This is a genomic window from Halonotius sp. F2-221B, assembly GCF_046719765.1.
Classification (GTDB): Archaea; Halobacteriota; Halobacteria; order Halobacteriales; family Haloferacaceae; genus Halonotius.
The window spans coordinates 85,776-110,548 of record NZ_JABEBY010000008.1; the positions used below are offsets into that span (position 1 = coordinate 85,776).

Annotated in this window: 29 protein-coding genes; 13 read left to right on the plus strand and 16 right to left on the minus strand. The window is 62.1% G+C overall.

Annotated features, from left to right (window positions below; genetic code table 11):
* Positions 1-99 precede the first annotated feature (99 nt).
* The 5 genes from HKK80_RS07425 to HKK80_RS07445 all read left to right on the plus strand — a co-directional run bounded on the left by HKK80_RS07425 (position 100) and on the right by HKK80_RS07445 (position 5,531).
* Positions 100-2,871: an ATP-dependent helicase gene (locus HKK80_RS07425; protein WP_411798975.1), complete on the plus strand. Its 2,772-nt coding sequence runs from the start codon at positions 100-102 to the stop codon at positions 2,869-2,871.
* Positions 2,872-2,944: 73 nt separating this feature from the next.
* Entirely contained in the window at positions 2,945-3,130 is a 186-nt protein-coding gene (locus tag HKK80_RS07430; RefSeq protein WP_411798976.1) for a hypothetical protein, read from the plus strand.
* 3 nt (positions 3,131-3,133) lie between these two features.
* Positions 3,134-3,787: a VOC family protein gene (locus tag HKK80_RS07435; protein WP_411798977.1), complete on the plus strand. Its 654-nt coding sequence runs from the start codon at positions 3,134-3,136 to the stop codon at positions 3,785-3,787.
* Positions 3,788-3,917: 130 nt separating this feature from the next.
* Positions 3,918-4,931, plus strand: coding sequence for a hypothetical protein (locus HKK80_RS07440; RefSeq protein ID WP_411798978.1), 1,014 nt, complete (start codon positions 3,918-3,920; stop codon positions 4,929-4,931).
* A 24-nt stretch (positions 4,932-4,955) separates the two neighbouring features.
* Entirely contained in the window at positions 4,956-5,531 is a 576-nt protein-coding gene (locus HKK80_RS07445) for a hypothetical protein (RefSeq protein ID WP_411798979.1), read from the plus strand.
* Between the two features lie 37 nt (positions 5,532-5,568).
* On the opposite strand, the gene HKK80_RS07450 is transcribed toward HKK80_RS07445, so the two are convergent.
* The 6 genes from HKK80_RS07450 to HKK80_RS07475 all read right to left on the minus strand — a co-directional run bounded on the left by HKK80_RS07450 (position 5,569) and on the right by HKK80_RS07475 (position 10,828).
* Positions 5,569-8,307, minus strand: coding sequence for an AAA domain-containing protein (locus HKK80_RS07450; RefSeq protein ID WP_411798980.1), 2,739 nt, complete (start codon positions 8,305-8,307; stop codon positions 5,569-5,571).
* Between the two features lie 45 nt (positions 8,308-8,352).
* A complete protein-coding gene (locus tag HKK80_RS07455; protein ID WP_411798981.1) occupies positions 8,353-8,733 on the minus strand; it encodes a hypothetical protein in 381 nt (126 codons plus the stop codon).
* Between the two features lie 3 nt (positions 8,734-8,736).
* Complete coding sequence (locus HKK80_RS07460) at positions 8,737-9,114, minus strand: transcriptional regulator (protein WP_411798982.1); 378 nt, start codon at positions 9,112-9,114, stop codon at positions 8,737-8,739.
* A gap of 67 nt (positions 9,115-9,181) precedes the next feature.
* Entirely contained in the window at positions 9,182-9,640 is a 459-nt protein-coding gene (gene hepT, locus HKK80_RS07465) for a type VII toxin-antitoxin system HepT family RNase toxin (protein WP_411798983.1), read from the minus strand.
* Positions 9,637-10,071: a type VII toxin-antitoxin system MntA family adenylyltransferase antitoxin gene (gene mntA, locus HKK80_RS07470; protein WP_411798984.1), complete on the minus strand. Its 435-nt coding sequence runs from the start codon at positions 10,069-10,071 to the stop codon at positions 9,637-9,639. Before mntA ends, hepT begins: the two co-directional genes overlap by 4 nt.
* Before the next feature lie 31 nt (positions 10,072-10,102).
* Complete coding sequence (locus HKK80_RS07475) at positions 10,103-10,828, minus strand: SOS response-associated peptidase (RefSeq protein WP_411798985.1); 726 nt, start codon at positions 10,826-10,828, stop codon at positions 10,103-10,105.
* A gap of 86 nt (positions 10,829-10,914) precedes the next feature.
* On the opposite strand from HKK80_RS07475, the gene HKK80_RS07480 reads away from it, so the two are divergent.
* Positions 10,915-11,673 carry a ribonuclease H-like domain-containing protein gene (locus tag HKK80_RS07480; protein WP_411798986.1) on the plus strand — a complete coding sequence of 253 codons (759 nt, stop codon included), beginning with the start codon at positions 10,915-10,917 and terminating at the stop codon, positions 11,671-11,673.
* 5 nt (positions 11,674-11,678) lie between these two features.
* Here HKK80_RS07480 and HKK80_RS07485 read toward each other — a convergent pair whose 3' ends face one another.
* Positions 11,679-13,094 carry a polymer-forming cytoskeletal protein gene (locus HKK80_RS07485; RefSeq protein ID WP_411798987.1) on the minus strand — a complete coding sequence of 472 codons (1,416 nt, stop codon included), beginning with the start codon at positions 13,092-13,094 and terminating at the stop codon, positions 11,679-11,681.
* A gap of 129 nt (positions 13,095-13,223) precedes the next feature.
* On the opposite strand from HKK80_RS07485, the gene HKK80_RS07490 reads away from it, so the two are divergent.
* Positions 13,224-13,424, plus strand: coding sequence for a DUF5800 family protein (locus HKK80_RS07490; protein WP_411798988.1), 201 nt, complete (start codon positions 13,224-13,226; stop codon positions 13,422-13,424).
* 55 nt (positions 13,425-13,479) lie between these two features.
* Complete coding sequence (locus tag HKK80_RS07495) at positions 13,480-14,661, plus strand: redox-regulated ATPase YchF (protein ID WP_411798989.1); 1,182 nt, start codon at positions 13,480-13,482, stop codon at positions 14,659-14,661.
* A gap of 27 nt (positions 14,662-14,688) precedes the next feature.
* Here the strand turns inward: HKK80_RS07495 and HKK80_RS07500 are convergent, their stop codons facing one another.
* The 4 genes from HKK80_RS07500 to HKK80_RS07515 all read right to left on the minus strand — a co-directional run bounded on the left by HKK80_RS07500 (position 14,689) and on the right by HKK80_RS07515 (position 16,827).
* On the minus strand, positions 14,689-15,039 hold the full coding sequence (locus tag HKK80_RS07500; RefSeq protein WP_411798990.1) for a 4a-hydroxytetrahydrobiopterin dehydratase: 351 nt from the start codon (positions 15,037-15,039) through the stop codon (positions 14,689-14,691).
* 90 nt (positions 15,040-15,129) lie between these two features.
* Positions 15,130-15,423 carry a type II toxin-antitoxin system RelE family toxin gene (locus tag HKK80_RS07505; protein ID WP_411798991.1) on the minus strand — a complete coding sequence of 98 codons (294 nt, stop codon included), beginning with the start codon at positions 15,421-15,423 and terminating at the stop codon, positions 15,130-15,132.
* Complete coding sequence (locus HKK80_RS07510; protein WP_142444431.1) at positions 15,416-15,610, minus strand: hypothetical protein; 195 nt, start codon at positions 15,608-15,610, stop codon at positions 15,416-15,418. The genes HKK80_RS07505 and HKK80_RS07510 overlap by 8 nt, the downstream gene beginning before the upstream one ends.
* Before the next feature lie 86 nt (positions 15,611-15,696).
* A complete protein-coding gene (locus tag HKK80_RS07515) occupies positions 15,697-16,827 on the minus strand; it encodes a pyridoxal phosphate-dependent aminotransferase (RefSeq protein WP_411798992.1) in 1,131 nt (376 codons plus the stop codon).
* 89 nt (positions 16,828-16,916) lie between these two features.
* On the opposite strand from HKK80_RS07515, the gene HKK80_RS07520 reads away from it, so the two are divergent.
* Positions 16,917-17,402, plus strand: a complete 486-nt coding sequence (locus HKK80_RS07520) for a hypothetical protein (protein WP_411798993.1) — start codon at positions 16,917-16,919, stop codon at positions 17,400-17,402.
* A 31-nt stretch (positions 17,403-17,433) separates the two neighbouring features.
* Positions 17,434-17,655 carry a hypothetical protein gene (locus HKK80_RS07525; RefSeq protein ID WP_411798994.1) on the plus strand — a complete coding sequence of 74 codons (222 nt, stop codon included), beginning with the start codon at positions 17,434-17,436 and terminating at the stop codon, positions 17,653-17,655.
* Positions 17,656-17,685: 30 nt separating this feature from the next.
* Here the strand turns inward: HKK80_RS07525 and HKK80_RS07530 are convergent, their stop codons facing one another.
* Complete coding sequence (locus tag HKK80_RS07530; RefSeq protein WP_411798995.1) at positions 17,686-18,321, minus strand: rubrerythrin family protein; 636 nt, start codon at positions 18,319-18,321, stop codon at positions 17,686-17,688.
* Between the two features lie 207 nt (positions 18,322-18,528).
* On the minus strand, positions 18,529-19,395 hold the full coding sequence (locus HKK80_RS07535) for a sulfurtransferase (RefSeq protein WP_411798996.1): 867 nt from the start codon (positions 19,393-19,395) through the stop codon (positions 18,529-18,531).
* 261 nt (positions 19,396-19,656) lie between these two features.
* Between HKK80_RS07535 and HKK80_RS07540 the strand changes: the two genes are divergently transcribed.
* The gene (locus HKK80_RS07540; RefSeq protein ID WP_411798997.1) at positions 19,657-20,454 is read left to right on the plus strand and encodes a sulfurtransferase; all 798 of its coding nucleotides are present in this window, start codon (positions 19,657-19,659) and stop codon (positions 20,452-20,454) included.
* A gap of 88 nt (positions 20,455-20,542) precedes the next feature.
* On the plus strand, positions 20,543-21,007 hold the full coding sequence (locus HKK80_RS07545) for a hypothetical protein (RefSeq protein ID WP_411798998.1): 465 nt from the start codon (positions 20,543-20,545) through the stop codon (positions 21,005-21,007).
* An 85-nt stretch (positions 21,008-21,092) separates the two neighbouring features.
* On the opposite strand, the gene HKK80_RS07550 is transcribed toward HKK80_RS07545, so the two are convergent.
* The gene (locus HKK80_RS07550; RefSeq protein WP_021039690.1) at positions 21,093-21,287 is read right to left on the minus strand and encodes a cold-shock protein; all 195 of its coding nucleotides are present in this window, start codon (positions 21,285-21,287) and stop codon (positions 21,093-21,095) included.
* 172 nt (positions 21,288-21,459) lie between these two features.
* Between HKK80_RS07550 and HKK80_RS07555 the strand changes: the two genes are divergently transcribed.
* Entirely contained in the window at positions 21,460-21,648 is a 189-nt protein-coding gene (locus tag HKK80_RS07555; protein WP_411798999.1) for a hypothetical protein, read from the plus strand.
* On the opposite strand, the gene HKK80_RS07560 is transcribed toward HKK80_RS07555, so the two are convergent.
* Together HKK80_RS07560 and HKK80_RS07565 are read right to left on the minus strand one after the other, a co-directional pair.
* Positions 21,629-22,375: a 4-phosphopantoate--beta-alanine ligase gene (locus HKK80_RS07560; protein ID WP_411799000.1), complete on the minus strand. Its 747-nt coding sequence runs from the start codon at positions 22,373-22,375 to the stop codon at positions 21,629-21,631. The genes HKK80_RS07555 and HKK80_RS07560 overlap by 20 nt on opposite strands.
* Before the next feature lie 81 nt (positions 22,376-22,456).
* Positions 22,457-24,664 (minus strand): hypothetical protein, encoded by a 2,208-nt coding sequence (locus HKK80_RS07565; RefSeq protein ID WP_411799001.1) that lies wholly within the window; start codon positions 24,662-24,664, stop codon positions 22,457-22,459.
* Positions 24,665-24,773 lie beyond the last annotated feature (109 nt).

A 24,773-nucleotide genomic window follows, 5' to 3' on the forward strand; every position in this document is an offset into this window, starting at 1 on the left:
GAGGGCTTTCTACGTTGTGTTCCTTGTCCCGGTTACTCGTCTGAATCCACTCTCGTATCCCCCACAACCGACTTACGCGAGCGCGACCAATTCAGCCCAATGGCGGATTCCGGTCGGGATCGACTCATCGACAGCGACGCCGACTACGAGTTCGATCCCGAGACCGTCGACATCGCCGACGAGGACGTGCTCTCCTTGCTCGAACCTGCTGTCGCTGACTGGTGGGTCGACCAGTTCGGCGCGTACGCCGACGGCAACGGCGGCTTCTTCACGCCACCGCAGCGCGGCGCGATCCCCCACATCCACGACGAGCAAAACGCCCTGATCTGCGCGCCGACCGGCTCCGGCAAGACGCTGGCCTCGTTTGCGGCGATCATCAACGAACTCTTCGCCCGCGAGCAGGCCAGCGAGGACGGCCTCGACAACTCGGTGTACTGTCTCTACATCTCGCCGCTGAAATCGCTCGCCAACGACATCCACCGGAACCTCACCGTCCCGCTTGAGGGCATCGCCGACCGGCTGGCCGAGGACGGCGTCGACACCGACATCCGGCATGCGATCCGCCACGGCGACACCAGCAGTAGTGACCGGCAGGCGATGCTGGAGACGACGCCGCACATCCTCAATACGACGCCGGAGACGCTGGCAATTTTGCTCAACAGCCCCAAATTCAAGCGGAAACTCGAAACCGTCGAGTACGTCATCGTTGACGAGATCCACAGCCTCGCGGAGAACAAACGCGGCACCCACCTGTCGGTCTCGCTGGAACGGCTGGAAGCAATGGCCGAGACCTCGCCGACGCGCATCGGCTGTTCGGCGACGGTCGAACCGTTGTCGACGGTGGGCGAATTTCTGGTCGGCCGCGACGAACCGGGCGGCGAGCCACGCGAGTACGAACTCGTCGACAGCCGCTTTGTCAGAGAATTCGACATTCAACTTGAGTGTCCGACCGACGACCTGATCAACACGCCCAGAGAGATCGTCCAGGGCCGATTCTACGACCGCCTGCACGAACTCATCGGCGACAACGACCAGACGCTTGTCTTTACCAACACGCGGTCAGGAGCCGAGCGTGTCCTCCAGACCTTGCGGGAGCGATTTCCCGCAGAGTACGACGACGCAAATTCGGGTTGTCACCACGGCAGTCTCTCGAAGGATCGTCGCAAAGAGATCGAGACTGGCCTCAAAGACGGTGATCTCTACGTAGTCACCACCTCGACGAGCCTCGAACTCGGGATCGACATGCCACACCTCGATATGGTCGTCCAAGTGGGGTCACCGAAATCCGTCGCCGCCCTCCTCCAGCGGATCGGCCGGGCGGGCCACCAGCTCGGCGAGACGGTCGCCGGCCGGGTGATCGCACTCGACCGCGACGAACTCGTCGAGTGTGCCGTGATGCTCCGGAAGGCCGAGGAAGGCTTCGTTGATCGCGTCTTTATTCCCGAGAACGCTGCCGACGTGGCGTCCCAGCACGTCTATGGGATGGCGATCAACGCGGTGCGACCAGAGGCAGAGATCAAATCGATCCTGCGGCGCGCGTATCCCTATCGCAACTTCGACGACACCGAGTGGGAGCGACTGATGCGGTATCTCACCGCCGACTACGCCGGCCTCGAATCGAAGGACGTGTACGCGAAAATCTGGCGGGACACCAACGACCCGCCCGAGGGCGAGTATCATTACGACGAGTTCCCCGTCGGCGAGCCGCTGATCGGCAAGCGCGGGCGGCTCGCGCGGGTGATCTACATGACCAACATTGGCACTATTCCGGACTCCTTCAGCTGCGACGTGCTCACCCGCGAGGGCGACGAGTGGGTCGGCAGTCTCGACGAGAACTATCTCGACACGCTCGAACCCGGTGATGTATTCGTCCTCGGCGGCTCGAACTACGAGTACAGCTACCGCCGGGGGTCGAAGGTCTATGTCGACCCCACCAGCGCGCGGCCGACCGTCCCCTCGTGGTTTTCGGAACGGCTACCCCTCTCGTACGATTTGGGGCGCGAAATAGTGGACTTTCAGGGACAACTCTGCGAGCGATTCGAGTCCGGTGGCGTCGCCGGCTGCCGAACGTGGCTGCGGGAGTTCCCGATTGACGAAAACGCGGTGCGGGCGATCAGCCGGCTGTTCGCCGAACAGATCCAGTATCTCGGCCGCGACGCGGTCAGCACGCCTGACCGCATCGTGATCGAGGAGGAACTGGATCGCGCCGAGTACCAGCGGCGGTTCTACGTCCACTCGAACTACGGCCGGCAGTTCAACGACGGCCTCTCACGGCTGGTCGCCTACCACTGCGCCCAGCAGGCGACCGCGAACGTGCAGGTCGCCGTCGCCGACAACGGCTTTTCGGTACAGATGCCGCTCAACCGCAAGGTCGACATCGCTGGCATCATCCGCGACCTCGATCCCGGTGACGTGACGACCGATCTGCGGGCTTCCCTCGACGGCACCGACCTGCTGCAGCGGTATTTCCGCATCAACGCCACCCGGTCGCTGATGATCCTCAAGCGGTACAAGGGCCACGAGAAATCCGCGGCCCAACAGCAGGTCTCCAGCGAGATGCTGCTGTCGTTCGCGCAGGATCTCGATTCCTTCGCCGTGATCGAGGAAACCTATCGGGAAATCTTGGAGGACAAACTCAACGTGAGCGGAATTCGTGAGGTGTTGGAGCGCGTCGACCGCGGCGAGATCGAGGTGATCGCCCACGAGGTCGATTCGCCAAGTCCGCGCGCCTTCGGCCTGGCGACGCTGATGGCCAGCGACGTGGTGCTCGCCGAGGACGAAAGCGCAGTCCTCCAGGAGTTCCACGAGCGCGTGCTGGAGTCGATTGACGAGGAGTCACCGTCGGCCTCGGAGGCTATTGAAACCGAGTGATGGCGATCCAGTCAGCACCACCAGCGGGCAGTACCGTCGGAATACCTATCGGGCAGACAGCACACCATAGCGTATGGATCGCCGAAGAGTCCTCTACGTCGCCGGCTTCATCGGGGCGTCGATCTCGTACATCTTCAACGTCCTCGCCTTTACCGGACAGTTCGATCTCTGGAGATGGACTGTCTTCGTGGTCATCTTCGGCCTCGTCTTCGTTGCCTTCGAACGATTCATCCTGTGGTCGGAAACCCTTGACTCGTGAGCAATGCGATTCGAGCGCGTCTCGATTCCGGCGACCGACCCCGACGCGCTGAGCGACTGGTACGGCCGGACGCTCGGCGTTGAGGCCACGGGCGACGGTGTCGACCTCGGTGAGACCACACTCCGATTCGAGCCCGCGACCGAGTCGGCACCGCAGCATCTCGCGCTGCGGACGCCCGCCGACAGCGACGCCCTGACCGCGTGGCTCGCCGAGCGGGCGACGATCCACCCCGTCGAGGGCGCCCAATCCCGGCGGTTCGACTTTCTCGACGCCGACGCCGTCTACGTCGCCGACGGCGCGGGCAACGTCCTCGAATGTCTCTGCTACGATGGCGATGCGGCCGAGCCACTCGCGGGCGGGGTGCCGATAGCCGGCGTGACCGAGGTCGGGCTGCCGGCTCCCGACGTGCTGGCGCTCGTCGAGTGGCTCGAATCGGCTGTCGGGCTGTCGGCGTGGGGCTCGCCGAGCGAGTCGTTCGCCTGGGTCGGCGACCGCCAGGCGCGGTTCGTTGTGCTGCCCGCCGGCAGCGAGTGGTATCCGACCGAGCAGGTGGCCGACAGCGAGCCGATCAGCGCGACCGTCGTCGATAGCGACGCGACACCAGGGACGTACGAGCATCCGGAGTTGCAGTACGAGATTACTGTCGGTAAGCCATAGTACGTTTTTTGCGCTAATTTAGTTGAGGTAGCCCCCAATCTCAAATAAAAAGAGAGCGACCTGCTCAGCCATCTTATACTGATTCTTTTTCACCGGGAATGTTTTAAGCACTCTCTCAGTTAATATTTCTATGTCCGAGCGTGGGGAATCTGAGTCCTCTGCTACATTCGATTATTCTGGCTATCTAATATTTGAACCCTTTCAGACCAAAGTACAGGGCCGTTTAGAGGCTGATTCAATTGACGAGGCAAAGCATGAAATAGATCAGCACCTACCAACCTTTGAACGAGGCACTCCAGAATCACCAGCAAACGGGTTTGAGATAATAGATATCAGAAAGAAATTGGAAAATTCAGGGATACTAAATCAATATTCAGAAGTCAAGGATACAATATCGTTCAAACATATCCGAGAGGCGTTTGAACTAGTAGAAGTATATGAAGATGGGGAATACGTGGAAGCTCCCACTGTTTCGATCAACACAGTGGATGTATATTGGAACTACCCTGATTTCATATATCTTAAAGGTGCAAAGGCAGATCGAGAGAAGACATTTTCTCGCTTACGGAATCTGTTTGTTGATTCGCTTTATATGAAAAAAATCTCTTTTGATCATGAATTTTTCATTTGGCTATTTTATAAACATTATCTTGATGAGGAGGCAGAAGGAGTACATATTGATCAGTTCCATGATGTGGTTCTGACTGGTGAAAGTGATGAGTTCGGGAGAGAAAATAAGATAATGGGATCAAGCGATGTACTATCTTCATCTACCGTGTTGTCAGGGCTGCTTCATGGAAAAGAACTAACAAAAATTGAGGGTGCATTTAGACACAATACTGGGACAATCATAGCAAGCATAAGCAATGAAAAGGTACACATCAAATCAGGATCAGGCTCTATTGCTCAAAAATCATCTATAGAGCGTATATCCACAGCAATATCATTCTTAACTGATCTTTGCAGAGCTCATTCAACTTGGACAAAACTACCTCCTGAGGATAAGTATCCACCACCGCAATTTTTCAGAGAATTATATGAGGATGCTTTGGATCAAGGGACAGAGGTTAAGTCAATCTCATCAGATGTTTTGTATAAATATGCTGATCTGAGAGACGAAGATTTGAATCAAACTGACGAATAACATGAATAGGTTTCAGATGTTTCAATGACTCTCATTGCCCGGGTAATTCATTGGGGAAGAAGAACTACGGGGGGAATAGTCAGTATCCTGATTGCTGGCATATCTGCTATTCTGCTGATATTAGCCTCAAATATTGTTGCGAGAATCGGCACAGCAATAATAGCATTTGTTGCAATAGGAATTATCATAGGTTCAAGACTGGTTGCACAGGATATCTCACTCACCTGTATCCAAGATGAACCTGAGCCGCGCTCTGCTGCCCGATCCCAGCATTATAAGGAATACGATTTAGAAGATGGGTACATCGAATTAGAGGTTTATATTGACATTCCTGACTGGAAACATGAATTCGAAATTGAGTTGGACGTTGCAGAACCATTCAAACTATCGGCTTGGAATCTACCTGACTCAGTACATTTCAACAATGATGAAAATATGATTTTTAGCCGTCAAAAAATCCATGGGTTCACATTTACCCTGCAAGCTGGAGGTGAGCCTGAAGAACTCGGTATTGGAGATCATACATTGACATTTATCGATCATGATTCAAAAAATGAGGTTGATACTATTCAATTGGAGACTGGAAGCACAAAGGAATAACCCAATCAACCGCCAAAACGGAGATTTATGAGTACTCTCACCGATCCGCCCACTCTAGCATCCGCTCGTAGAACGGCTCACTCGACAGCGCGGCCCAATCACCGACTAACACGAGCCCCTTTTTCGCCCGCGTCAGCGCGACGTTGATCCGGCGGTGATCCTCGAACAGCGGCCCCTCCAACTCGCCGGTCGCCACGAACGAGAGGACGATGACCTCCTTGCTTGAGCCCTGGAACCGGTCGACGGTATCGACGGTCACATCGACCCGGCGGCTGATCTCGGCGACCTGCGCGCGGAACGGCGCGATCACGCCGATGTCCTCGGGGTCGACGCCCGCCGCGATGTAGCTCTCGACGATTTCGGCGACGCGGTCGGCCTCGACGGGGTTGGTGTTGCCGACGCGCTCGCCGTCGGGGTCGACGAAGGCGACGCCGTCCCGTAACTCGGCGGGCAGTGCCGCCGGATCGACGAGGTCGCCGACCGACTGGCCCGCCACCTCGCCGCTGGCCGGCCGGAGCGCGCCGTCGTAGAATTCGGCGGAGGCGAAGGACTGAATCCGCTGGCTCATCCGGTACTGTTCGGTGAGCATCACGCTCGCCTCGGGATAGGCCTCGATTAGCCGCTCGAACAGCGACCGCGCGAGCGGGTTCCCGTCCTCATTCACGTCGCTACCGACGGCGGCAGTCGGATCGCCGCCAGCGTCAATGTCGTCGCCAGCGGGCTCGGCAGCCTGGACGACCGGCGGCAACTGCTCGTGGTCGCCGACGAGCACGAACCGCTCGGCGCGATTCAGCGCGGCCAAGGCGGCGGGCTCGGTGAGCTGGCTGGCCTCGTCGACGACCGCCACGTCGAACGCCTGTTCGCGCATCACGCGGGAGCCACAGCTCGCCGTCGTCGCCGCCACCACGGGCGCGCTGTGGAGCGCGCTGGCCAGCTCGCCGGGGTCGCCCTCGGTGTCGAGCCGCACGTCGAGCATGTCCTCCCGAATTCCGGTCGTCGTCCCGACGCGCTGGATGTCCTCGAAGCCCTGCGCGCGAAGGGCCTCTAAGGCGTTGTCGACCGCCCGGTTGGTAAACGCCGTGAGTAACACCCGATCCCCGCGAGCGACAAGCGCGCGGATCAGCCGCGCGATGGTGTACGTTTTCCCCGTGCCTGGCGGGCCGTGAATTAGCGCGCAATCCTCGGCGTTGACCGCGAGGTTCACTGCCCGGTTCTGTCCCGCGTTGTTGTCGATAAACGTCTCCTCGCCGTCGCCGAATTCGGGTTCGCGCCGCCCGAAGAGGATGTCCTTGCGGTCGTCGCTGCTCTTCAGCACGGCGTCGTGCAGCGCGGTCAGCATCCGATCGACCGACAACTCGGAGGGGTACACGTCAAGCCGCCGAAGTTCGACCGGCTCGTCGGCCGTGACGACGATCTCCTCGTCGAGTTGTGTGATGCGGCAGAGTTCCGCGTGGCCGCCGACAGGGTCGCCATCGCTGGCGAGCGCCACGTCGCCCTCCCGAAGTTTGGACACCGACTCGGGTGGTTTGTTCGCACGCAGTTCCCAGCGATTACCGTCGATCTCTTTCTGGCCACTGGGTTCGAGGTCGATCAGCGCGCGGTCGTCGTCGGCTCGCTCCTGGGCGTCTTGCTCCCACAGTTTCCGATACTCGGCGTGGACGGCTCGCCGCTCGGCTTCGATAGCGTGATAGAACCGCTCGAAGTATTCCTGCTCCGCTTCGGGCACCGCATTTCCGATCTGGCCGGCTTTCGACTCCTGGTCGAGTCGCCCGGAGACGACCATGCAGGTGTCCTGCTCGAAACAGTACTCACATTTCGCGTCGGCCTCGTAGCCGGTCGGCACCTCGCGGCGGGCCTCCATCGCCGCCAGCTCGTTGCGGCTGCGGACGACGAAATCGAGCAGGCCCTTCCCAACCGAGAACTCCTTGGCTGGCGAGAGATCGCCGGACTCCTCGTTTCGCTCCAGGGTCGTGTTTTTCGTATAGAGTAAGGTTCCGGTGTCTGCGTCGACGCCGCGTTCCTCCAGCATCAGCGCGTAGCAGGCGGCCTGAATCTTGTCCTGAAACCGTGGGTCGCGGTTCGTGTTTTTCCCCGTCTTGAGTTCGACCGGCATCCCGCGGCGGAGCGCGTCGGCCCGCCCCTTCAGGCCGAAGGTTGGGCTGATGAGCGTGTATTCGGATCGCCAGTTGTCTTCTTCTGTTAGGGTTCCCTGCTGGAGCCAGCCCTCGATAGCGGCGGCGTTCTGTTTGACCTCACCTTCGACTTCGGCCACGTCGCGCCCCAAGACACCGAGTTCGAGGCCGGCCTCTTCGACGCGGTCGGCGACGGCAGTATCGAGGTCGCGGCCACGGAGCAGGTCGCCGAAGACATCGTGGACAATAGTCCCCTTAATCACGGGATAGTTCAGCGGAATCGCGGACAGTTTGTTGAGGTAGTACATCCGCGGGCACTGCACCCACGACCGGACGCTGGTCACGTCGACGATGAAATCCGGTTCGAGAACGACGTAGGAGTCGCCGCCAGTGCTGTAGGTCGTCGCTCCCTGATACTCGCTTTCTTCGGGATCAGTAAGGAGCAGATCCATCCCGGTCTCGGCGTCCTCAGCCGTATCGGCCCACTTGCCCCACAGCGTCACATCGACGGCGTCGTCGCCGTCGGTCGGGGTGCCGTCAGTCGGCCGCACGCGGAGTTCGGCCATGCGTCGCTCGCCGTGCTCGGTGTCGACCGTCGTCGCCTCGTCGCAGGCGACGATTTCCCCGCGAAGCTCGTCGGTCACTACCGGGACTCTGCGCGGCGGGCTGAAAAACGCTGTCGGTGCCGACTATCCTCCCGTGTCGTCCTGCTCGTCAGCGGTCTCCTCAGCGGTCGAATCCAGAACCGCATCGGCGTACGTCTGCCAGTTCGAGAGGAGTCGTCGCCGAGCGTCCCCGAACGTGTACTCCTGACCGAACCACTCCTTCCGCTGTGGTGATGCATAGAGGTGATCGAAGTGCGGTTCGCCGTGGCTGGTGTCGATCCGCGCGACCTCGGTGTGACTCTCGATGGGGTCGTCCGACTGGAAGTGCAGGCTCAGTCCCCACTCGTCGGCATCGGCCGGTATGGAAAACGAGTCAACGGAATCGGGATCGGGCTCAACGAACACGGAGAGAAAGAACTCCCGACCGCGATACGCCGGCAGCGACAGCGTCCGGAGTTTTTGCATCCGTTAGTAGACGACCGGCTCGATCACGACGTGGTTGTGTTTCAGTCGTGGCCGCTTCGCCGTCCCATCTCCCGATCCCTCGTACTCGATCATGTCGAGTTCGGCGAGCCGATTGAGATCCTTGCTGACCGCACCCTTGTCGCGGTCGAGTTGCCGGGCGAGGTCGCTCACCGAGTCGACAGCCGAGCCGTGCTGGTCGAGGTGCTGGACGAGTTCGAGCCGACCCTCGGTGAGGATATCACGGCCGGACTCACGCCGCACCACGAGGAGATCGGTATAACCTTGCGCGTTGAGATCGGCGGCGAACTCGTCCTGTTGGAGCAGCCGGTCGGCCACGGTCGACTCCGACGATCCGCCGGTGTCGGTATCCGGCTGTGACATACCGTTGCCTACGACCTCAACGGTCATAATCCTACCGGTAGGCTTGGAACTGCGGCTATAGAACCGATCAGTCCGTCTGATCGGATTCCGAAAGATACTGATCGATCCGTTCGACGAAGGCGACGTATCTATCGAGGGAGTTCTGCAACGCGTCGTAGACGATGTCGTCGTTGACGACTGGGCCGTAGGTGTGGGCGAGCACATCGCGGAAGCCGACAGCAGCCTGGAGCTTCTCGCCGAGTTCGGCGTCGATAACGCCGACCGCTTCCAACTCGGTGACAACTGCTTTGCGCCGATCCGGAACCGTGTCCTGTTCGATACGAAGTACTGTCTTGCCGACATCGATCACGGCGGCGGTCAGTTTCTCGAACTTTCGCTCGACGGCGTCACGCCGCAGTCGGTTCTCGTCGCGTTTGTACGCCGCCCGCGAGACACCCTGGAGGTCGCGGAGTTCGGTGACGGTTCGTTCGATGGCCTCAACGCCGTCGGCGATCCGTGCGAGCAGGTCGGCCGGCGGGTTGCTCATCCGTCCGGCTCCGTCAGTCGGTCAGCGGCGGCGGCAACTCGGTCGCGGGCGCGCTCGGCCGAGGGGCGCTCTCCTGTCACGTTCGCCGTGAGTTCCGACCGCCGGTCGTTGCCGACGAGAACCTCGCCCTCATCGAAAACGACGGTCGCAAACGACTCGTCCATGGTGTGGACATCGACGATATCGACATCGGTCGAAAGGGCCGATTCGAGGTCGCCCACGAGCTTGAGATACACGTCGCTGTAGCCGTCGTCGGTTGGTCGGTGCGTCCCGAACTCGACGGCGAGGTCGATGTCGTCGGCAGTAGCTATCGATTCGCGTGCGGCTGACCCGAACAGCATGGCGAACGAAACCGGATGCGCCGACAACACGCGCTGGATCTCCGCTCGGATCGACCCATCCGTGTCGCTATCGGCATCAGCACGAGCCATACAGCAAAATACGCCTCGTAGAGTCAAAGTATTATCCCTGCACTGGGTCGTCGGTGGCAGACTCCGTTGTCACCGGTTCGATTAGTTCGGGATCGTCGTTGGCGGGGCTGTTGACGCGCTGGGAAACGCGGAAGTACTCGAACTCGTCGTCGGGGTAGGGGTCGAGCAGGCCGACGACTGCGTCGCTATCGCCATGGAGCCACCGCTCTTCCTCGTCAGGTGCGAGCACGACAGCCATGCGATGGTGAAGTTCCGAAATTAGGTCGTTCGGCTCGGTGGTAATCACGGTAAAGGTCTCCAGCTCGGGGTCGTCGCTGTCGTCGCCACCGCCACCAAAAGAATCGAGCCCGAGTTGCTGGGTCGGCGGCTCCCAGCGTTCCCACAGCCCGGCCATCGCAAACGGACGGTCGTCCTCGAAGGCGACCCGATAGGGTTCCTTGCCGTTGCCGAGATCTGCCCACTCGTAGAAGCCGTCGGCCGGTACGAGACAGCGACGCGATTCGTAGGCATCGGCGAAGCTCCGTTTCTCCCGAACGGTCTCGGATCGAGCGTTGATCAGCCCCTGTTTCTCGTCGGCCCACGAGGGCGTCAACCCCCACGTGAAAAACTGCAGTCGGTCGGGCTCGTCGCCAGTGATGACCGGCAACTCCTGTCCGGGCGAACAGTTGTATCGCGGTTCGAACGAGTCGGGAACCGCGACATCAAATCGTTCGGCGAGGCGTTCCGGCGACGTATGCAGGGTGTACCGGCCGCACATAGATAACCCTCGGGCCGCGATGGCTTAGCTGCCGTGATCCGCGCCGAGCCGGAGAATTAAACTACACCCGTCGCCCGGATAGATGTGTGCGCATCGAGAACAGCTTCATCCCGGTGGGCGGGGTCGGCGAAAAAACTGAGCGCAAACTCTGGGCCAACGGCGCGACTGACTGGGACTGCTTCGATCCCTCGCTGGTCGGGCCGACGACCGCCGAGAAAATTGAGTCGTTCATCGACACCGCGCGCGACCACCTCGCAGCGGAGAACCCCACGTTTTTCGATCAGACCTTCCCCAGCAGCGAGCGGTGGCGGCTCTACGAGAATTTCCGGGACGACGCCTGTTTCTTCGATATCGAGACGACCGGGCTGGACGAACACCGCGACATCGTCACGACCGTCAGCTACCATCAGGCCGGCGAGACGACGACACTGGTTCGTGGCGATGATCTGACCGCCGACAGCATACAGGCCATGATCGACGACGCCAGCCTGCTGGTCAGCTTCAACGGAATCCGGTTCGATCAGCCGTTCCTTGCGACATCGTTCGGACTCGATATCGACACGCCGCATCTCGATCTGATGTACCCCTGCAAAACCGTCGGGCTCGACGGCGGGCTCAAACAGGTCGAACGCGATCTCGGGATCGAGCGCGACCGCCCCGACATCTCAGGACGGGACGCCGTCCGCTTGTGGCGGGAACACGAAGCCGGCGAGGATGGCGCGCTCGACACCCTCATTTCCTACAACCGCGAGGACGCGGTCAACCTCAAAACGCTGGCCGACGAGGTGACCACGACACTGCACGAACGAGTCTTCGAACAGGCGCGACAGCAGTCAGTCGAGTAGCGCGGTTAGGAATCCGACGCAGAATCAGGGTCGCCACCGTCGCCGTCGCTTTCGAGTGCGATATCGTCGCTTTCGGCGTCGGTGATGATGACCGCGTCGTCGGTATCGTTGCTTTTGCCGGCCGAACTGTTGCTGTCATCGCTGTCAACATCGTCAGTGTTGTCAGCAGCAGCCTCGGTTTCGGACGTTTCGTCGGCAACGTCGCCAGCGAGGTAGTGGCTGCCGACCGTTTTCGCCGCCGAGCTGTCAGGTTCGGATTGTTCGTCGTCAGCTTCGGAGTCCGTCTCAGCATTCGACTCATTGTCGGCGTCGTCACCGACAGTGTAGGCGGCACCGACCGGATCACCGGCTGTTTCGGTGGCCTGCTTGCCAGTGGCCGCCGTATCGTCAACGGCGGTGTCGTCGGCTGAATCCGCTTCGGCTACGTCGTTGCCGGCGGTATAGGCCATCTTCGGCCCCGAATCCGTGTCGTCCGCGTCAGTAGCCTCTGGTTCTTCGGTATCCGTGTTCGCTGAGTCACCGTCGTCAGCACCATCGCTATCTTCAGCTGTCTCTTCGTCGGCGTCGTCGCTCGCTTCGTCCTCGGTTCGGCGGATCAGCTTCATCTCGCCGCGGGCAAGCAGCGTGCCATCGACTTCCGCGCCCTCGTTGACGACGAGATCCTCACAAGCAACATCGCCGCGGATGTGAGAGCCCGCGGCGAGCGTGATCATCCCGCCGCGGGTCGTCACGTCGCCGATGACGACCGTCCCCGCGCCGACCTCGATATCGTCGCGGGCGCGCAGGCTGCCGAAAACGGTCGTGTTCTCGCCGATGACGATGGATTCGGCGCGGATGTTCCCGTGGAGCCGGCAGTCGTCGCCGATCTGGGCGGGCGTCGAAACGCGCCAGGCGTCATCGGAGATTTCCGCCCCACGGGGGACGACAAGCGGTGATCGCTCCTCGATGCCCTCGCCGGCCAGCGCGGAGGCGAACTCGTCGGCCTTGTCGGTGTCGCCCACGCGGAGAAACTGCGAGAGGACAATGAAATAAAAGACGAGGACGGGAACAGGGTTTCGGGTGACGATCCAGCCGTTGGCCTCGAAGCCCTCCTCGATGGTCACGTCGTCGCCGATGTCGAGGTCGCCAGAGACGAGCAGTTGGCCGTTGATCTCGACGCGCTCGCCGATGTAGGCGTCCTCGCCGGCCAAGACGCTGCCGTCGGTTGTACACCACATATCGAGCCGGCAGTCGCCGTCGGCCTCGATCTGGCTCCCGAACTCGACGCGCTCGCCGGCGGCGATGGTTCGACCCCGCAGCCCGAAATCTACGGTGCTGTTGCTCCCGATGAGGATGTCGCCGTCGGTGACGACATCGTGTTCCTCGACGGTCGTTCCGTCGGGAATCTGCAGCTCATCGAGCGGGTTCTGCGGGGGGTTCACAGACCGATCCAACACGCCGCGGCTATTAAACCGTCCGCAAGACGGGTGGCTGACACGTCGGTGTGGGGCCGACAACCCACCGCCGACAGCCTCGTGTTGTTTTTACTGCTTGGGAGCAACCGTTCGGGTATGACCGCGCTTTCCTTCGACGAAACCGGCGTCGATGTTGTCTACAACGGAACCGAGTTCCGCCTCGAAAAGGATCTCATCGAGGATGCGATCCAGAAGTCTTACCCGGATATCACCGACCACGAGGTACTCCAGATCGTCGAGGAAACGCCCGAACTCTCGGGTGAGCCGCGGCGGATCGCCGACATCATCGACAGCTAAGCCGAGGACGTCGCAAGACCGAAAGACAGTTTCCAGCCGTCCGTGAACGGGTGGTATGCTCTCTCTCGCGCTCGCGGGGAAACCAAATGCGGGCAAATCGACGTTCTACACGGCGGCGACGCGCGCGGATGTCGATGTCGCCAACTATCCCTTCACCACCATCGACGCCAACCGCGGCGTCGCCACGGTGCGCACTGACTGCCCCTGTCTCGAACTTGAGGAGCGATGCGGTAACGACCGCTGTCACGACGGGAAACGCTACGTTCCGATCGAACTCTACGACGTGGCCGGTCTCGTTCCCGGTGCCCACGAGGGGCGCGGCCTCGGCAATCAGTTTCTCGACGAGCTGACGAACGCGGATGCGATCCTCAACGTCCTCGACGCCTCCGGCAGCACCGACGAAGAGGGCGAACCAGTCGAACCCGGCAGCCACGATCCTGTTGAGGATGTCGAATTCATCGAAGCAGAGATGAACCAGTGGCTGACGGGCATCATCGACCGTAACTGGGAGTCGGTCAAACGCAAATCCCGCTCGCCCGATTTCGACATCAACGACGCGCTGACCGATCTGCTGACCGGCTTCGGCGCGACGACCGCCGACGTGGCGACCTGTCTCCGCGATCTCGACTACCCCGACGACCCGATCCAGTGGGACGACGCGGACAAGGAAGCTCTCGCCGCGGCGATTCGCGCCCAGACGAAGCCGATCATCCTCGTCGCCAACAAGGTCGATATCGCCGACGACGAGACCCTCGCCCGGCTACGGGAGGCCGCCGAGATCGTCATCCCCGCGACAGCCGACGGCGAACTCGCGCTCCGCCGGGCGGTCGAGGCCGGCGTCGTCGACTACGATCCCGGCGACGAGGATTTCGAGATCACCGGCGATATCAGCGACGAGCAGGCTGCCGGGCTTGAACAGATCCGCGAGGTGATGGCCGAACACGGCGGCACCGGCGTCCAGACCGCACTCAACGCGGCCGTCTACGATCTCCTGGATCAGATCACCGCCTTTCCTGTGGAAAACGAGACGAAGTGGGTCGATGGGCAGGGTAACGTCCTTCCCGACGCTTTCCTCCTGCCGGAGGGGTCGACGCCGACCGATCTCGCCGCCAAGATCCACTCGGATATCGCCGAGGGATATCTCCACGCTGTCAACGGCAAAACGAACCGCCGAATCTCTGATAGCTACGAACTCGAAGACGGTGACGTGATCAAGATCGTCAGCACGGCGAGTTAAGATCGATCGGCGTGAGCGGCTGCCGCGTTACAATTCGTGGTCGGCGTATATCTCGTCCATCTTTGCGGCCATCACAAAGTCGGCTTTGCGGAGCCCATCGATCTCGTGGGTGAAGAGCTCGACGCCGACTTCACCCCACGTGAGACTGAGATCCGGGTGGTGCCACTCCTCCTCGGCGAGTTCCCCAACAGCGTAGGTGAACTCCAGGGCATCCCGGAAATCATCGAACTCGTAGGCCGCCTCCAGGTGGTGGCCATCGATAACGTCCCAGACGCCGCTGTCAAGCTCTTTGAGATACTCCTGACACTCCTCGTCGTCGAACGGCTCTTGATCGTCGCTGCAATCTGCAACTGGTTCGGCTGCCAGATCTGATACCATATCGGCGACAACGCGCCCCACGGGTTTGTATCTTGACGCCCGGGCGAGAGCAACGTGACCAGATCTTGGCACGACGACCCGCTGGTGTGATCAAAAGCCGTATCGTTTGTGTGCTTCGTCGATGGGAATGATCTCCAGAACGCGCACTTCTTTGTCCGCCTCAAGTACGGTGTAGATCGCGGTGTAGGTACGCGAGATGTGTAGCCGGAATCGATCGCGCCGACCGTCGATCGGCAGCTGCTCTTTGTCACCACGCCCGCGGCCAGGATAGGGGTTGTCCCCGAGATACCCAAGTTTCTCCTTGCAGATTCGTTCGGTTTTCTCGTCGGCGACAGCGAGAAACGCATCCGCATCCTCACCGAGCAAGATGTCGTACTCAGCCATCCGAGAGTTCGGTTAGCTCCGCTCGATCTTGGTCTTCGAGGGCTTGAAACCGCTGTTCTAACTCTTGGCGGCGACGGTGCTGTGCAAGATCCTGTAGTAGCTCATCGTAGGTCTCACCGGGCTCTTTCAGCTCGTGAAGCTCCTTCCGTGTTTCCTCGGTCACCGGGATTCGTTTGTCTGCCGACATGCTCTACACACATGTATCGGACTGACAGTCTTAACAGTTTGCTCAAACACTGAATGTAGCACGCAACCGCCGGGTTGTCTGCGAAGCTATCTACCGGATCGAACCGCGGCCGCCGCCTCACCCATGATCTCGATCGCCTCCCTCAAAGCGTCCTCGTCGGTCGCATATGAGATCCGCGCCAGCCCCGCCCCCTGCTCGCCGAAGGCATCGCCAGGGACGACGATTACACCGCGATCAATACATTCCTCGACGAAGCCGTCTGGAACCCGCGGCATAGCGTAGAATGCCCCCTGCGGGGTCGGACACTCGATGTCGTGATCGGCCAACCCATCAAGCAGGATATCACGGCGACGCCGGAACGAGTCGGTCATCTCGCTGACAACGTCTTGGGGGCCGTCCAGGGCGGCCTCGGCGGCGAACTGCGCGGGCGCGCTCGCGCAGGCCTGGGTGTACTGGTGGACGCGCAACATGCGTTCGATCCGGTCGCTACTGGCGGTCACCCAGCCGAGTCGCCACCCGGTCATCGAAAACAGCTTCGAGGCGGAGTTGACGACGACGACGTTGTCGCTTTCGGCGTACTCCAGCGGCGAGTGGTGCTCGCCGTCGAAGACCGTGTACTCGTAGACCTCATCCGACACACAGACCACGTCATGTTCGTCGGCGATCCGGGCGAACGCGCGGATGTCGGCCTCGTCGGCGACTGCGCCGGTCGGGTTTGCGGGTGAGTTGATGACGAACGCCGCGGTGCCGTCGGTGATGGCGTCCTCGACGGCCGCGGGATCGAGCGTCAGATCCTCGCGTAACCCGACCGGCACCGACTCGCCGCCGACCAGTTTCGTCAGCGCGTCGTAGGAGACGAAGCCGGGGTCGGGAATGATGACCTCCTCGCCGGCGTCGACGTGGGCGGCGAGTGAGAGGTGAAGGGCTTCGCTGCCGCCGGAGGTGGCGATCACGTCATCGGGGTCGATGTCGAGACCCTGATCCCGCCGGTATTTTGCGGTGATCGCCTCCCGGAGTTCCCGTCGGCCCTTGTTTTCGGTGTAGCCGTCGGCCTCGCCGGCCTCGATGGCGTCGACGGCGGCCTGACGGGCGTGTTCCGGCGTCGGGAAATCCGGCTGGCCCAACCCGAGATTGATGGCGTCGTCGCCGGCGGCCTCGAAGACATCCCGAATCCCACTGATCGAAACCCGTTCCACACGGTCGGCAAATCGTCTCATACCCACATACGGGGCGACCGCGCCCATAGCCTTTCGCACTCGGCGGCGGTGATCGAAACGCTCAGGGGTCGCTCGGCCATACCGTCGGTATGGAACGTTCCGGACTTCGGTATGCTGCCGGCATCCTCGCGCTTGCGGTCGCGGCGATCCATGTCTCTTGGGGGTTCCCACGGCTGGTGTTGTATATCCAGACCGGCCGTGTGCCCGACCCTCGCCCGCTTTTGTTTGTTGGTTCGGCTGTCCTCATCGTCCTGGGTATCGCTCGCGTGCTCGACGGGCGCAACGAGCGGGCGATCTATCTGGCCGGCATCGCGCTGATGGGAACCTACATCGTTGGCTATGGGCTGTGGCACACCGGGCTCGAACACGGCGGCTTCTGGCCGTGGGGCCCCGAGCCGATCAGCCACAGCGATCCCGCCTGGCAGGTGCTCATCGATCACATGCGGACAGACGAACTCGGCGTCGTCTCAAAACTGCTTGAGGCGACGCTTGCTGGCGTGTTGACACTGCTGTACCGGCACGACGACGCTACGGACTCCGGCAGCGACATCCCTGCCATCGTCCGCGGGGAGTAACGTTTTATCACCGGTGGCCGTGGACTCGGGCGTGAGCCGACTTCGGGCGATCATCGACCGCCTCTACGCCTTGGAGACGAAGCTGCTGGAAGACCTTGCGGTCTCGGCGATCCTGTTTGTCGGCATCTCGCTGCTGTGGGAACAGGCTCCCGACGCGTGGCCACAGCTCATCTACTATCTCGCGCTGGCTGTCGCGCTGTTCGGCTACTTCAGATTTGTGAGCCCACCAGAAACACCCGATCGCGGCGCGTAGCTCTCATTGTAGAACGCCCGCAACGACGCGTTAGCAGACCGGTTTGGGGTTGACACCCATCGCTTCTAGCGACTCGGTGTACTCGTCGTAGGCGGCCTGAATCGCCTTGGTTGCGGCCTCCTGGGCGCGCTCGCGGTCGGCATCGTCGGCACAGACCGCCGCAACGAGGTCGGCCGCCGCGTCGATCTGTTCGGAAACGTCGCTGCCGAGCCCCCGGAACAGACTCGCTGTCTGGGGGTCGGCCTCGCCGGTGAAGTAGCCGGTGTACTGCTCTTTTGATTTCTTGGCAACGAGACAGCGACCGACAAGGCCGCCAACGCGTTCGACCGTGTTATCGAACTCACGCAGCACCGACTGAATCGCGGGCACGTCGTTGTCGGCGGCCCGCGGCGGGTCGTCGAGTTCGGCGGCGACCGTCTCGAAGTGGTCGGCCTCTTCGTCGGCAACGGTCGCAAAGAGGTCGGCTGCCTCAGCGTTGGCCTCGTTGTCGGCCCACGCAGCGAAGGTCTCGCTGGCGGCGTCCTCGGCGATTGCGGCCGCCCGAAGCACGGGTTCCGGATCGAGGTTGCCGTCGGTTTCGGCGTACAGTGCTTTCGAGGAGCCGAGCCGTGAGAGCGCGGTCTGGTTGGCCTCGCTGACGGCATCGACGAATTCGCTGGCTGTCATATTCGGGTGTAGACTGCGAGGGGTCTTGAGTCCTGCCAGTTCGATGGCGTCGCTACAGCTGTCGTCGTCCTTGTATCACGCAAAAAATAACGGCGTTCGAGATTCGGTGCTCGGATGTCGCTGCCAACTCGGGGAAATGGCGTCGCTGGCTCGCGGGTCGTTTCTCCCCGCTCGCCTACCGAGACGCTCCGACGGTCGCGTCTCGCGTTAGTCGTCTGCTTCGCCCGTCTCGATCGGCGCGCCAACGAGGTTCCCCCACTCGGTCCACGACCCATCGTAGTTGATGGTGTCGTCGTAGCCGAGCAGTTCGTGCAGCGCGAACCAGGCAACCGACGAGCGCTCGCCGATCCGGCAGTAGGCGACGGTCGTCGAGTCGCCGTCGATGCCTTTCTCAGCGTAGAGTTCCTCGATCTCATCGGCGTCTTTGAACGTGCCGTCATCGTTGGTGACGGCTGCCCACGAGATGTTCTGGGCACCGGGGATGTGGCCGCCGCGCTGGGCGGTCTCCTGGAGGCCAGTCGGCGCGAGGATCTCCCCGGTGAACTCCTCGGGGGAGCGCACGTCGACGAGCGGCAGGTCGCGGTCGATGGCGTTCTCGACATCGTCGCGGTAGGCGCGGATGGACTCCCGTGGACCGGAGGCGGTGTAGTCGACCGCGGAGAACGACGGCTCCTCGTCGGTCGTTGGGTAGTCGTTGTCGATCCAGTACTCGCGGCCACCGTCGAGCAGCTTCACGTCGTCGTGGCCGTAGTATTTGAACTGCCAGTAGGTGTAGGCCGCAAACCAGTTGGCGTTGTCACCGTAGAGCACCACGGTGGAATCCTCGGTGATGCCGGCCTCACCGAGCAGGGCCTCGAAGTCCTCCTTCGTGAGGATGTCGCGGGTGGTCTGATCCTGCAGATCCTCCTCCCAGTTGAAGCCGATGGCACCGGGGGCGTGGCTCTCCTCGTAGGCCTCGGTGTCAACGTCGACTTCCACGAGGCGATAGTCGGGGTCGTCGCTCTGGAACTCATCGAGATGGTCTTCGGCCCAATCGGCCGAGACCAGGACGTCTTTGGAGTAGTCTGATGACATACACGCCTTCGTTCACCCCCTACCCGTATAGACCTACACCCAACGGTGGTTTCGACCGGTCCTAAACGATCCCGGAGAGTTTTGCAGGGATCGACGCCGACGACCGGCCACCGCCGTCGCCGAGGCCGCCGCAGTCCGTGCCGGCCGGCTGCCGACCCACCGTGGTTCCCCAAAAACAGGCAATTGTCTCCGCTATCCGCGAACACCGGCGGCCATCGGCCGCGGCGAACGGTTGAATGGCCGGGGGGACAAACGGCGTGTATGCCCGATTCACTATTGGTCGACCCTGAGTGGCTCGCTGCCCACCGGGACGACCCCGCTGTACATCTCGTTGATGTACGCGAACTGTGGGAGTACGACACGATCGGCCACATCCCCGGCGCGGTCACCATCCCCTTCGACAGCTACCGTGACGACGACAGCCCCGATCCGGGGACGCTGCCCGGTGCCGACGCGTTTGGACAACTGCTCGGCGAGGCTGGCATCGACCCGGATGACACCATCGTCGCCTACGACGACACCCACGGCGTTTTTGCTGCTCGGTTGCTCGTGACGGCGCTCGCCTACGGCCACGAGCACGTCGCCCTCCTCGATGGCGATTTTAGCGCGTGGCAGCGAGCTTACGAGACGACGACCGAGTCGCCGACCAACGAGGCTGTCAGCTACGAGATCGACGGGCTTGCCCCAACAGCACCGATCGTCGACCGGGCGGCCGTCGAGACGGCGATCGCCGACGAGACGGCGACCCTGCTTGACACCCGCAACGAGGCCGAATACGACGAGAGCCACCTGCCGGGGGCGATCCGGATCGACTGGCGGGAGTTTGTCGACGACGAGAGCCGCGGCGTCAGACCGGCCGCCGAGATCGAAACGCTGCTGACCGATCGGGGGATCAGCACCGACCGCGACCAGCGGATCATCCTCTACTGTAACACCTCCCGCCGCCTCAGCCACACCTTCGTCGTCCTCCGCTCGCTGGGGTTCACCGATGTCGTCATCTACGAGGGGAGCATGACCGACTGGGAAGCCGCCGGCGGCGTGACCGAGACCACAGCGTAACCGGACTGTGCAATGATGTATCCTAATGAGCCAGTTGACCGCCAACAATCGCGGATCTCATTTACGCAGTCACGATCAAGGGGGTTGTATGACTGATCGGCAGCCCGATGACTCGGCGGCACCCGATCCGACCGTCATCGAGTATCTTGTCGTCACCGTCGGGGATGTGGTCGCCGCGCTGGAGGCGACACTTGGCACCGGTCGGGACACCGTCCTGCGGATCACGCCGCCGTTTAGCGGGCGGATGCGGGCACGCTTGCATGTCGCTGGTGGAGAGGGGACGTACGACAGTTCGGAGCCGATCCATATCGATCCGCAGGCTCTCGTCGAGCCGGTGCCGTCGTATCCGACCGCGGCGGAGACGGCCGCGGAGTTGGACAACCCCGAGGATATCAACACCGAGCGACACGAGGCGGCCCACAGCGAGCGACTCACCGCGTGGCGCGAGACAGTCCGCCGATCGATCGCCGACGAGGCAACCATCGAGACGCCGGCGGGATCGATCAGCGTCACGGTGCAGTCACTCGGTGGGCCAGAGACCGATACCGACTAGGCAGGCTATCGACTGTTTGCTGTCGCTGGCGATACGGTGGCACCGCTAGGTGGCGAAAAAATACGAAAACCCGATCGTTGACCGTCTACAACCGCTGTAGGTTCGTCGCTCGGGGGCCTTTGTCTGCCTGTTCGATATCGAACTCGACCTCTTCTCCCTCTTCGAGATCAGGGCCGCCAACGTCTTCCATGTGGAAGAACACGTCGTCGTCCGACTCTTCTGTTTCGATGAATCCGTAACCGCCTGTGTCGTTGAAGAACGCAACCGTACCTTGTGCCATTCGCAACTACTCCAGCCGAAAGTTCGTCGCTCAGATACATATATTTATGGGTCATCTCAGATCGCAGGGTTTGTTGGCTCTTCTGTCGCCTCAGGCTGGTTCCGTGAGCGATATCGACGGGTTGAGGCCAATTTCACCCGAATTTAAATATCTGAGCAGCGGACACCCTTGTATGGGGGACGACGACAACGACCCACTCGCCAGGCCGTCCGGACGCGATTTCGGGCTGGGGCCGATCATGGTGGTGCTGCTGTTGCTCATTACGCTCGCCATCGCCGGTATCGTCGGACTGCTCTTTCTCGCCCCGGATCTCGTTGTGATCTCGCCAGGTGCTGTCGACGTTATCGCTCCCCGCGCCTGATCGCTGCCTCGGCGTCGGCGAGGGCCGCATCGGCATCGAACGCCGCAACGACCTCCGTTAGCTCCGCCGGTGTCAGCTCACGCAGATCGACAGCATGTTCGGTCATGTTCGGGACGGCGCGGATGATGTTGTCGACGACCGGGATCGCCGCCGTCTGGGCCGACCGCGACAACGGATTCAGATCGATGACGATCTCGGTTTTCCCGAGGTCGGCAAGGGCTTCCGCGCGGTCGCCATCTTCCAAGGGGACGACGACAACGTCGGCCGCGCCGATCCCGTCGGCATCGACTTTCGCGCGTTCGTGGCTTAGATTCGGGATACGGCCGTCGGCCGTGAGGCCTTTCACTTCGTCGGCCCCGTGTTCGCGGAGGTGGTCGGCGATGGCTTTCATCCGTTCTTCCGTGCGATTGAACAGATTGACCTCGATGTCGGCGTCGACGGCGGCGGCGAGGTCGACGATCTCCGCAGCGACTAGCGCGGCGACGTTACCGTTGACCGAGAGTACCGGATGGTCGGCCAGCAACAACTGGGCGGCTGCGGCGCGTGCGGCCTCATCAGCGCTCGGAATGGTTTCCTCGCCCAGCAGATAGTCGAAGGCCTCACCGCGACCCTCGGCGATCAGCCCCTGTTTGCTCGTGATTCCGTTCTCGACGCCCTCCTCGATGCGGTGGCGCGTCAGCAACGACTGATACCGGGGGTGATCTTCCGGCAGATCGATCTCGCTCATTGTCGGCTGTTGGACTCCGGCGGCAAAACGTTCGCTCTTCGGCGTCGACATCAGCCACGACGCAGCCACGCCGCTCGCTGGTCAGAGCTTGTCGGCCGCCAGTGCTTGGTCGGAGCGCCGCCGTGACTGCTCGACTCGGCGTTCGCTCGCCCGCTCGATGTCGTCGGGCAGCGAGTCGCTGGCCTCCGCCAACCGCGTGGCGGCGCGCTCAAGCCGATCTTGGACGTTGGCGAGGCTCTGATCGGCCTGCCCGCGGTCGCCGGCCGCAGCACGTTCGGCGGCCCGACGGGCGGATTCGGTGATGGCCTCAAGTGCTCGTCGCAGGCCACGAACCGCGTTTTCCGACCCCTCAAGCGTCTCGTTGCGGCCGGCTCTGTCGGAGCTACCGTCCGAGTCGGCCGTCTCGTTCGTTTCGTCGCTATCGGTGGTCTCGGTGTCGTCGTCAGAATCGTCGCTGTCGCTGTCATCGCTGTCATCGCCCTCCTCGACCGCTGCGACGGCGGCACTCGTCTCCTCGGCCACGTCGGCGAGATACGTCGCCAGCGAGGCCTTGCCGGTTTGGGGGTTGTCGAGTCGAACCCGCTCGTCGGCCTCGGTGGCGGCTTGGTTGACGCGGATCGCGCCGATTTCGTCATCGCTGTCTCTGACTTCGGTCGTGTACGCGCCGCCGCGGTGAACGTAGACGGCGTCGGGCCCCGACAGCGGCGCGTCGTAGAGCCGGCCGGCGAAGTCGTCCTCGACGGCGAGATCGGTGAGGTCGCTGTCGGATTCGCTGGGGTCGACTTCGAGTTTCGTCGCGTTCTCGCGGGCGACAAGCGGGATCGATCCCTCGACGCCGGCCGGCGTTACCCCGCTGTCCGCGACACCGACCGTCTCGCTGTGGGGTTCGACGCCGGCCCCGTTGACGGTCAGCCGGTGCTCGCCCGCGGGCACGTCGTCGACGACGGCGACGCCATTGAACGTCGGGACGGCCTCGGGGTCGCTCTCCAACAGCGCGACGCCTTCGACCCCGAGGTCGGCGGTCGTTAGCCCCTCGTTTTCGGGAGCGTCGTCGTTGCTGACGGCCTGTGAGAGGCTGGCAACGACGGTCGATGCCGAGGCCCGCGCGCCGATGGCGTCGTACCGCTCGGCCAGCGTGGCGCGGTGGTTCCGATCCGAGATGTCCGCGGCCGGGTCGTCGTATCGCGGTTGTTCCCACGGCACGCCAGTGCTCGTGATGTGACCGGCGATAGCGTCCTCGGCGAACTGTGGCACCGAAAACTCGAAGCTCAACTGCGGGCCGGTGAACGCCGTGATGTGTTCGATCTCGCTCGTCGGGACGAGGTCGTACTCGGCGTCAACGCTTTCCTCGGCTTCGATCTCGCCGGCTTCGTCCCGGCCGGCGTACTGGAAGACCAACCCCGTAGCTCTGGCAGGCAACTCGCTCGGCGGCGAGGCGAGTTCGCGGAACGAGCTCACGGTCAGCCCTTCGCCGATCAGATCCTCGCGCTCAACGGCCGGCAGGCGGTCATGTTCGTAGAGCGGCGCGCCCTCGTACTCCGGGACGAGGTAGGGGAGTCGGGAGCCCTCGTCGCGGGGGAGGCCGTAGGCAATCGGGAGGTTGACCACGTCCTGAATGGTCTCGATAGCACTGTTGGTGATGTCGGCGAGCGCGCCGTCGACCGAGAGCCGTTGGAACCGATCGGCGATCTCGTTGACAGACAGCGCGCTGGAGTGTGAGCCCAACTCGGAGAGAATCCGTGGTTGGGTGTCGGGATCGGGATCAAGGAACTCATTGTTGGGAACCTTACGAGAGTGAGAGCTGGCAACATAGAGTTGAGGCTCCTCGGTTTCGGTGTCCACGAATACGTGGAGGACTTCCCAGTCGTGCCAGTGGAAATTGGTCGTGAACTGGTCGAACGCCGAATAATACCAAAACTGGACGACCGAAAGCGGCGAGTCCTCATACGAGATGCCGTGGTAGAACATCGTGAGTTCGGGCGGCGACTCGGCGTCCTTCGACGCCGCAGTATAGTCGTTGAGCGCGTCGAAACCGTCGACGACCGGCTCGCCGTCCTGCTCGGACTCGTAGGTTCGGGGATCAGTCGGGAACCATTTCTCGGCCTCGTCGAAGTACAGCGTCGGGGCGTACGCCTCGGCGAGCGCGCGGGTGCGCTCCTCGCTCAGTGTGGTGGTGCTGCGATCCGGCGCGGGCTCGCTCGCCGAACAGCCAGCGAGCGACGCCGTTCCGGCGATACCGAGCGACGTGAGTAGACTGCGACGGTTGAGGTGGAGCCGTGGTGACGACATGAGTCACCGAACACGTCCTATTGTTGCAGCCGGGCGAAAAGACATGCCTCCGTTTCCACGGGCGAACGAATAGGTCTTCTGGCGCGTAGACACCGCGGTTTTGGCGTCG

What these genes read in the sequence shown, in the direction of transcription:
- HKK80_RS07425 (WP_411798975.1), top strand. Translation starts at nt 100, where the DNA reads ATGGCGGATTCCGGTCGGGATCGACTCATCGACAGCGACGCCGACTAC.
- HKK80_RS07430 (WP_411798976.1), top strand. Translation starts at nt 2,945, where the DNA reads ATGGATCGCCGAAGAGTCCTCTACGTCGCCGGCTTCATCGGGGCGTCG.
- HKK80_RS07435 (WP_411798977.1), top strand. Translation starts at nt 3,134, where the DNA reads ATGCGATTCGAGCGCGTCTCGATTCCGGCGACCGACCCCGACGCGCTG.
- HKK80_RS07440 (WP_411798978.1), top strand. Translation starts at nt 3,918, where the DNA reads ATGTCCGAGCGTGGGGAATCTGAGTCCTCTGCTACATTCGATTATTCT.
- HKK80_RS07445 (WP_411798979.1), top strand. Translation starts at nt 4,956, where the DNA reads ATGACTCTCATTGCCCGGGTAATTCATTGGGGAAGAAGAACTACGGGG.
- HKK80_RS07455 (WP_411798981.1), bottom strand. Translation starts at nt 8,733, where the DNA reads ATGCAAAAACTCCGGACGCTGTCGCTGCCGGCGTATCGCGGTCGGGAG.
- HKK80_RS07460 (WP_411798982.1), bottom strand. Translation starts at nt 9,114, where the DNA reads ATGTCACAGCCGGATACCGACACCGGCGGATCGTCGGAGTCGACCGTG.
- hepT (WP_411798983.1), bottom strand. Translation starts at nt 9,640, where the DNA reads ATGAGCAACCCGCCGGCCGACCTGCTCGCACGGATCGCCGACGGCGTT.
- mntA (WP_411798984.1), bottom strand. Translation starts at nt 10,071, where the DNA reads ATGGCTCGTGCTGATGCCGATAGCGACACGGATGGGTCGATCCGAGCG.
- HKK80_RS07475 (WP_411798985.1), bottom strand. Translation starts at nt 10,828, where the DNA reads ATGTGCGGCCGGTACACCCTGCATACGTCGCCGGAACGCCTCGCCGAA.
- HKK80_RS07490 (WP_411798988.1), top strand. Translation starts at nt 13,224, where the DNA reads ATGACCGCGCTTTCCTTCGACGAAACCGGCGTCGATGTTGTCTACAAC.
- HKK80_RS07495 (WP_411798989.1), top strand. Translation starts at nt 13,480, where the DNA reads ATGCTCTCTCTCGCGCTCGCGGGGAAACCAAATGCGGGCAAATCGACG.
- HKK80_RS07500 (WP_411798990.1), bottom strand. Translation starts at nt 15,039, where the DNA reads ATGGTATCAGATCTGGCAGCCGAACCAGTTGCAGATTGCAGCGACGAT.
- HKK80_RS07505 (WP_411798991.1), bottom strand. Translation starts at nt 15,423, where the DNA reads ATGGCTGAGTACGACATCTTGCTCGGTGAGGATGCGGATGCGTTTCTC.
- HKK80_RS07510 (WP_142444431.1), bottom strand. Translation starts at nt 15,610, where the DNA reads ATGTCGGCAGACAAACGAATCCCGGTGACCGAGGAAACACGGAAGGAG.
- HKK80_RS07515 (WP_411798992.1), bottom strand. Translation starts at nt 16,827, where the DNA reads ATGAGACGATTTGCCGACCGTGTGGAACGGGTTTCGATCAGTGGGATT.
- HKK80_RS07520 (WP_411798993.1), top strand. Translation starts at nt 16,917, where the DNA reads ATGGAACGTTCCGGACTTCGGTATGCTGCCGGCATCCTCGCGCTTGCG.
- HKK80_RS07530 (WP_411798995.1), bottom strand. Translation starts at nt 18,321, where the DNA reads ATGACAGCCAGCGAATTCGTCGATGCCGTCAGCGAGGCCAACCAGACC.
- HKK80_RS07535 (WP_411798996.1), bottom strand. Translation starts at nt 19,395, where the DNA reads ATGTCATCAGACTACTCCAAAGACGTCCTGGTCTCGGCCGATTGGGCC.
- HKK80_RS07540 (WP_411798997.1), top strand. Translation starts at nt 19,657, where the DNA reads ATGCCCGATTCACTATTGGTCGACCCTGAGTGGCTCGCTGCCCACCGG.
- HKK80_RS07545 (WP_411798998.1), top strand. Translation starts at nt 20,543, where the DNA reads ATGACTGATCGGCAGCCCGATGACTCGGCGGCACCCGATCCGACCGTC.
- HKK80_RS07550 (WP_021039690.1), bottom strand. Translation starts at nt 21,287, where the DNA reads ATGGCACAAGGTACGGTTGCGTTCTTCAACGACACAGGCGGTTACGGA.
- HKK80_RS07555 (WP_411798999.1), top strand. Translation starts at nt 21,460, where the DNA reads ATGGGGGACGACGACAACGACCCACTCGCCAGGCCGTCCGGACGCGAT.
- HKK80_RS07560 (WP_411799000.1), bottom strand. Translation starts at nt 22,375, where the DNA reads ATGAGCGAGATCGATCTGCCGGAAGATCACCCCCGGTATCAGTCGTTG.
- HKK80_RS07565 (WP_411799001.1), bottom strand. Translation starts at nt 24,664, where the DNA reads ATGTCGTCACCACGGCTCCACCTCAACCGTCGCAGTCTACTCACGTCG.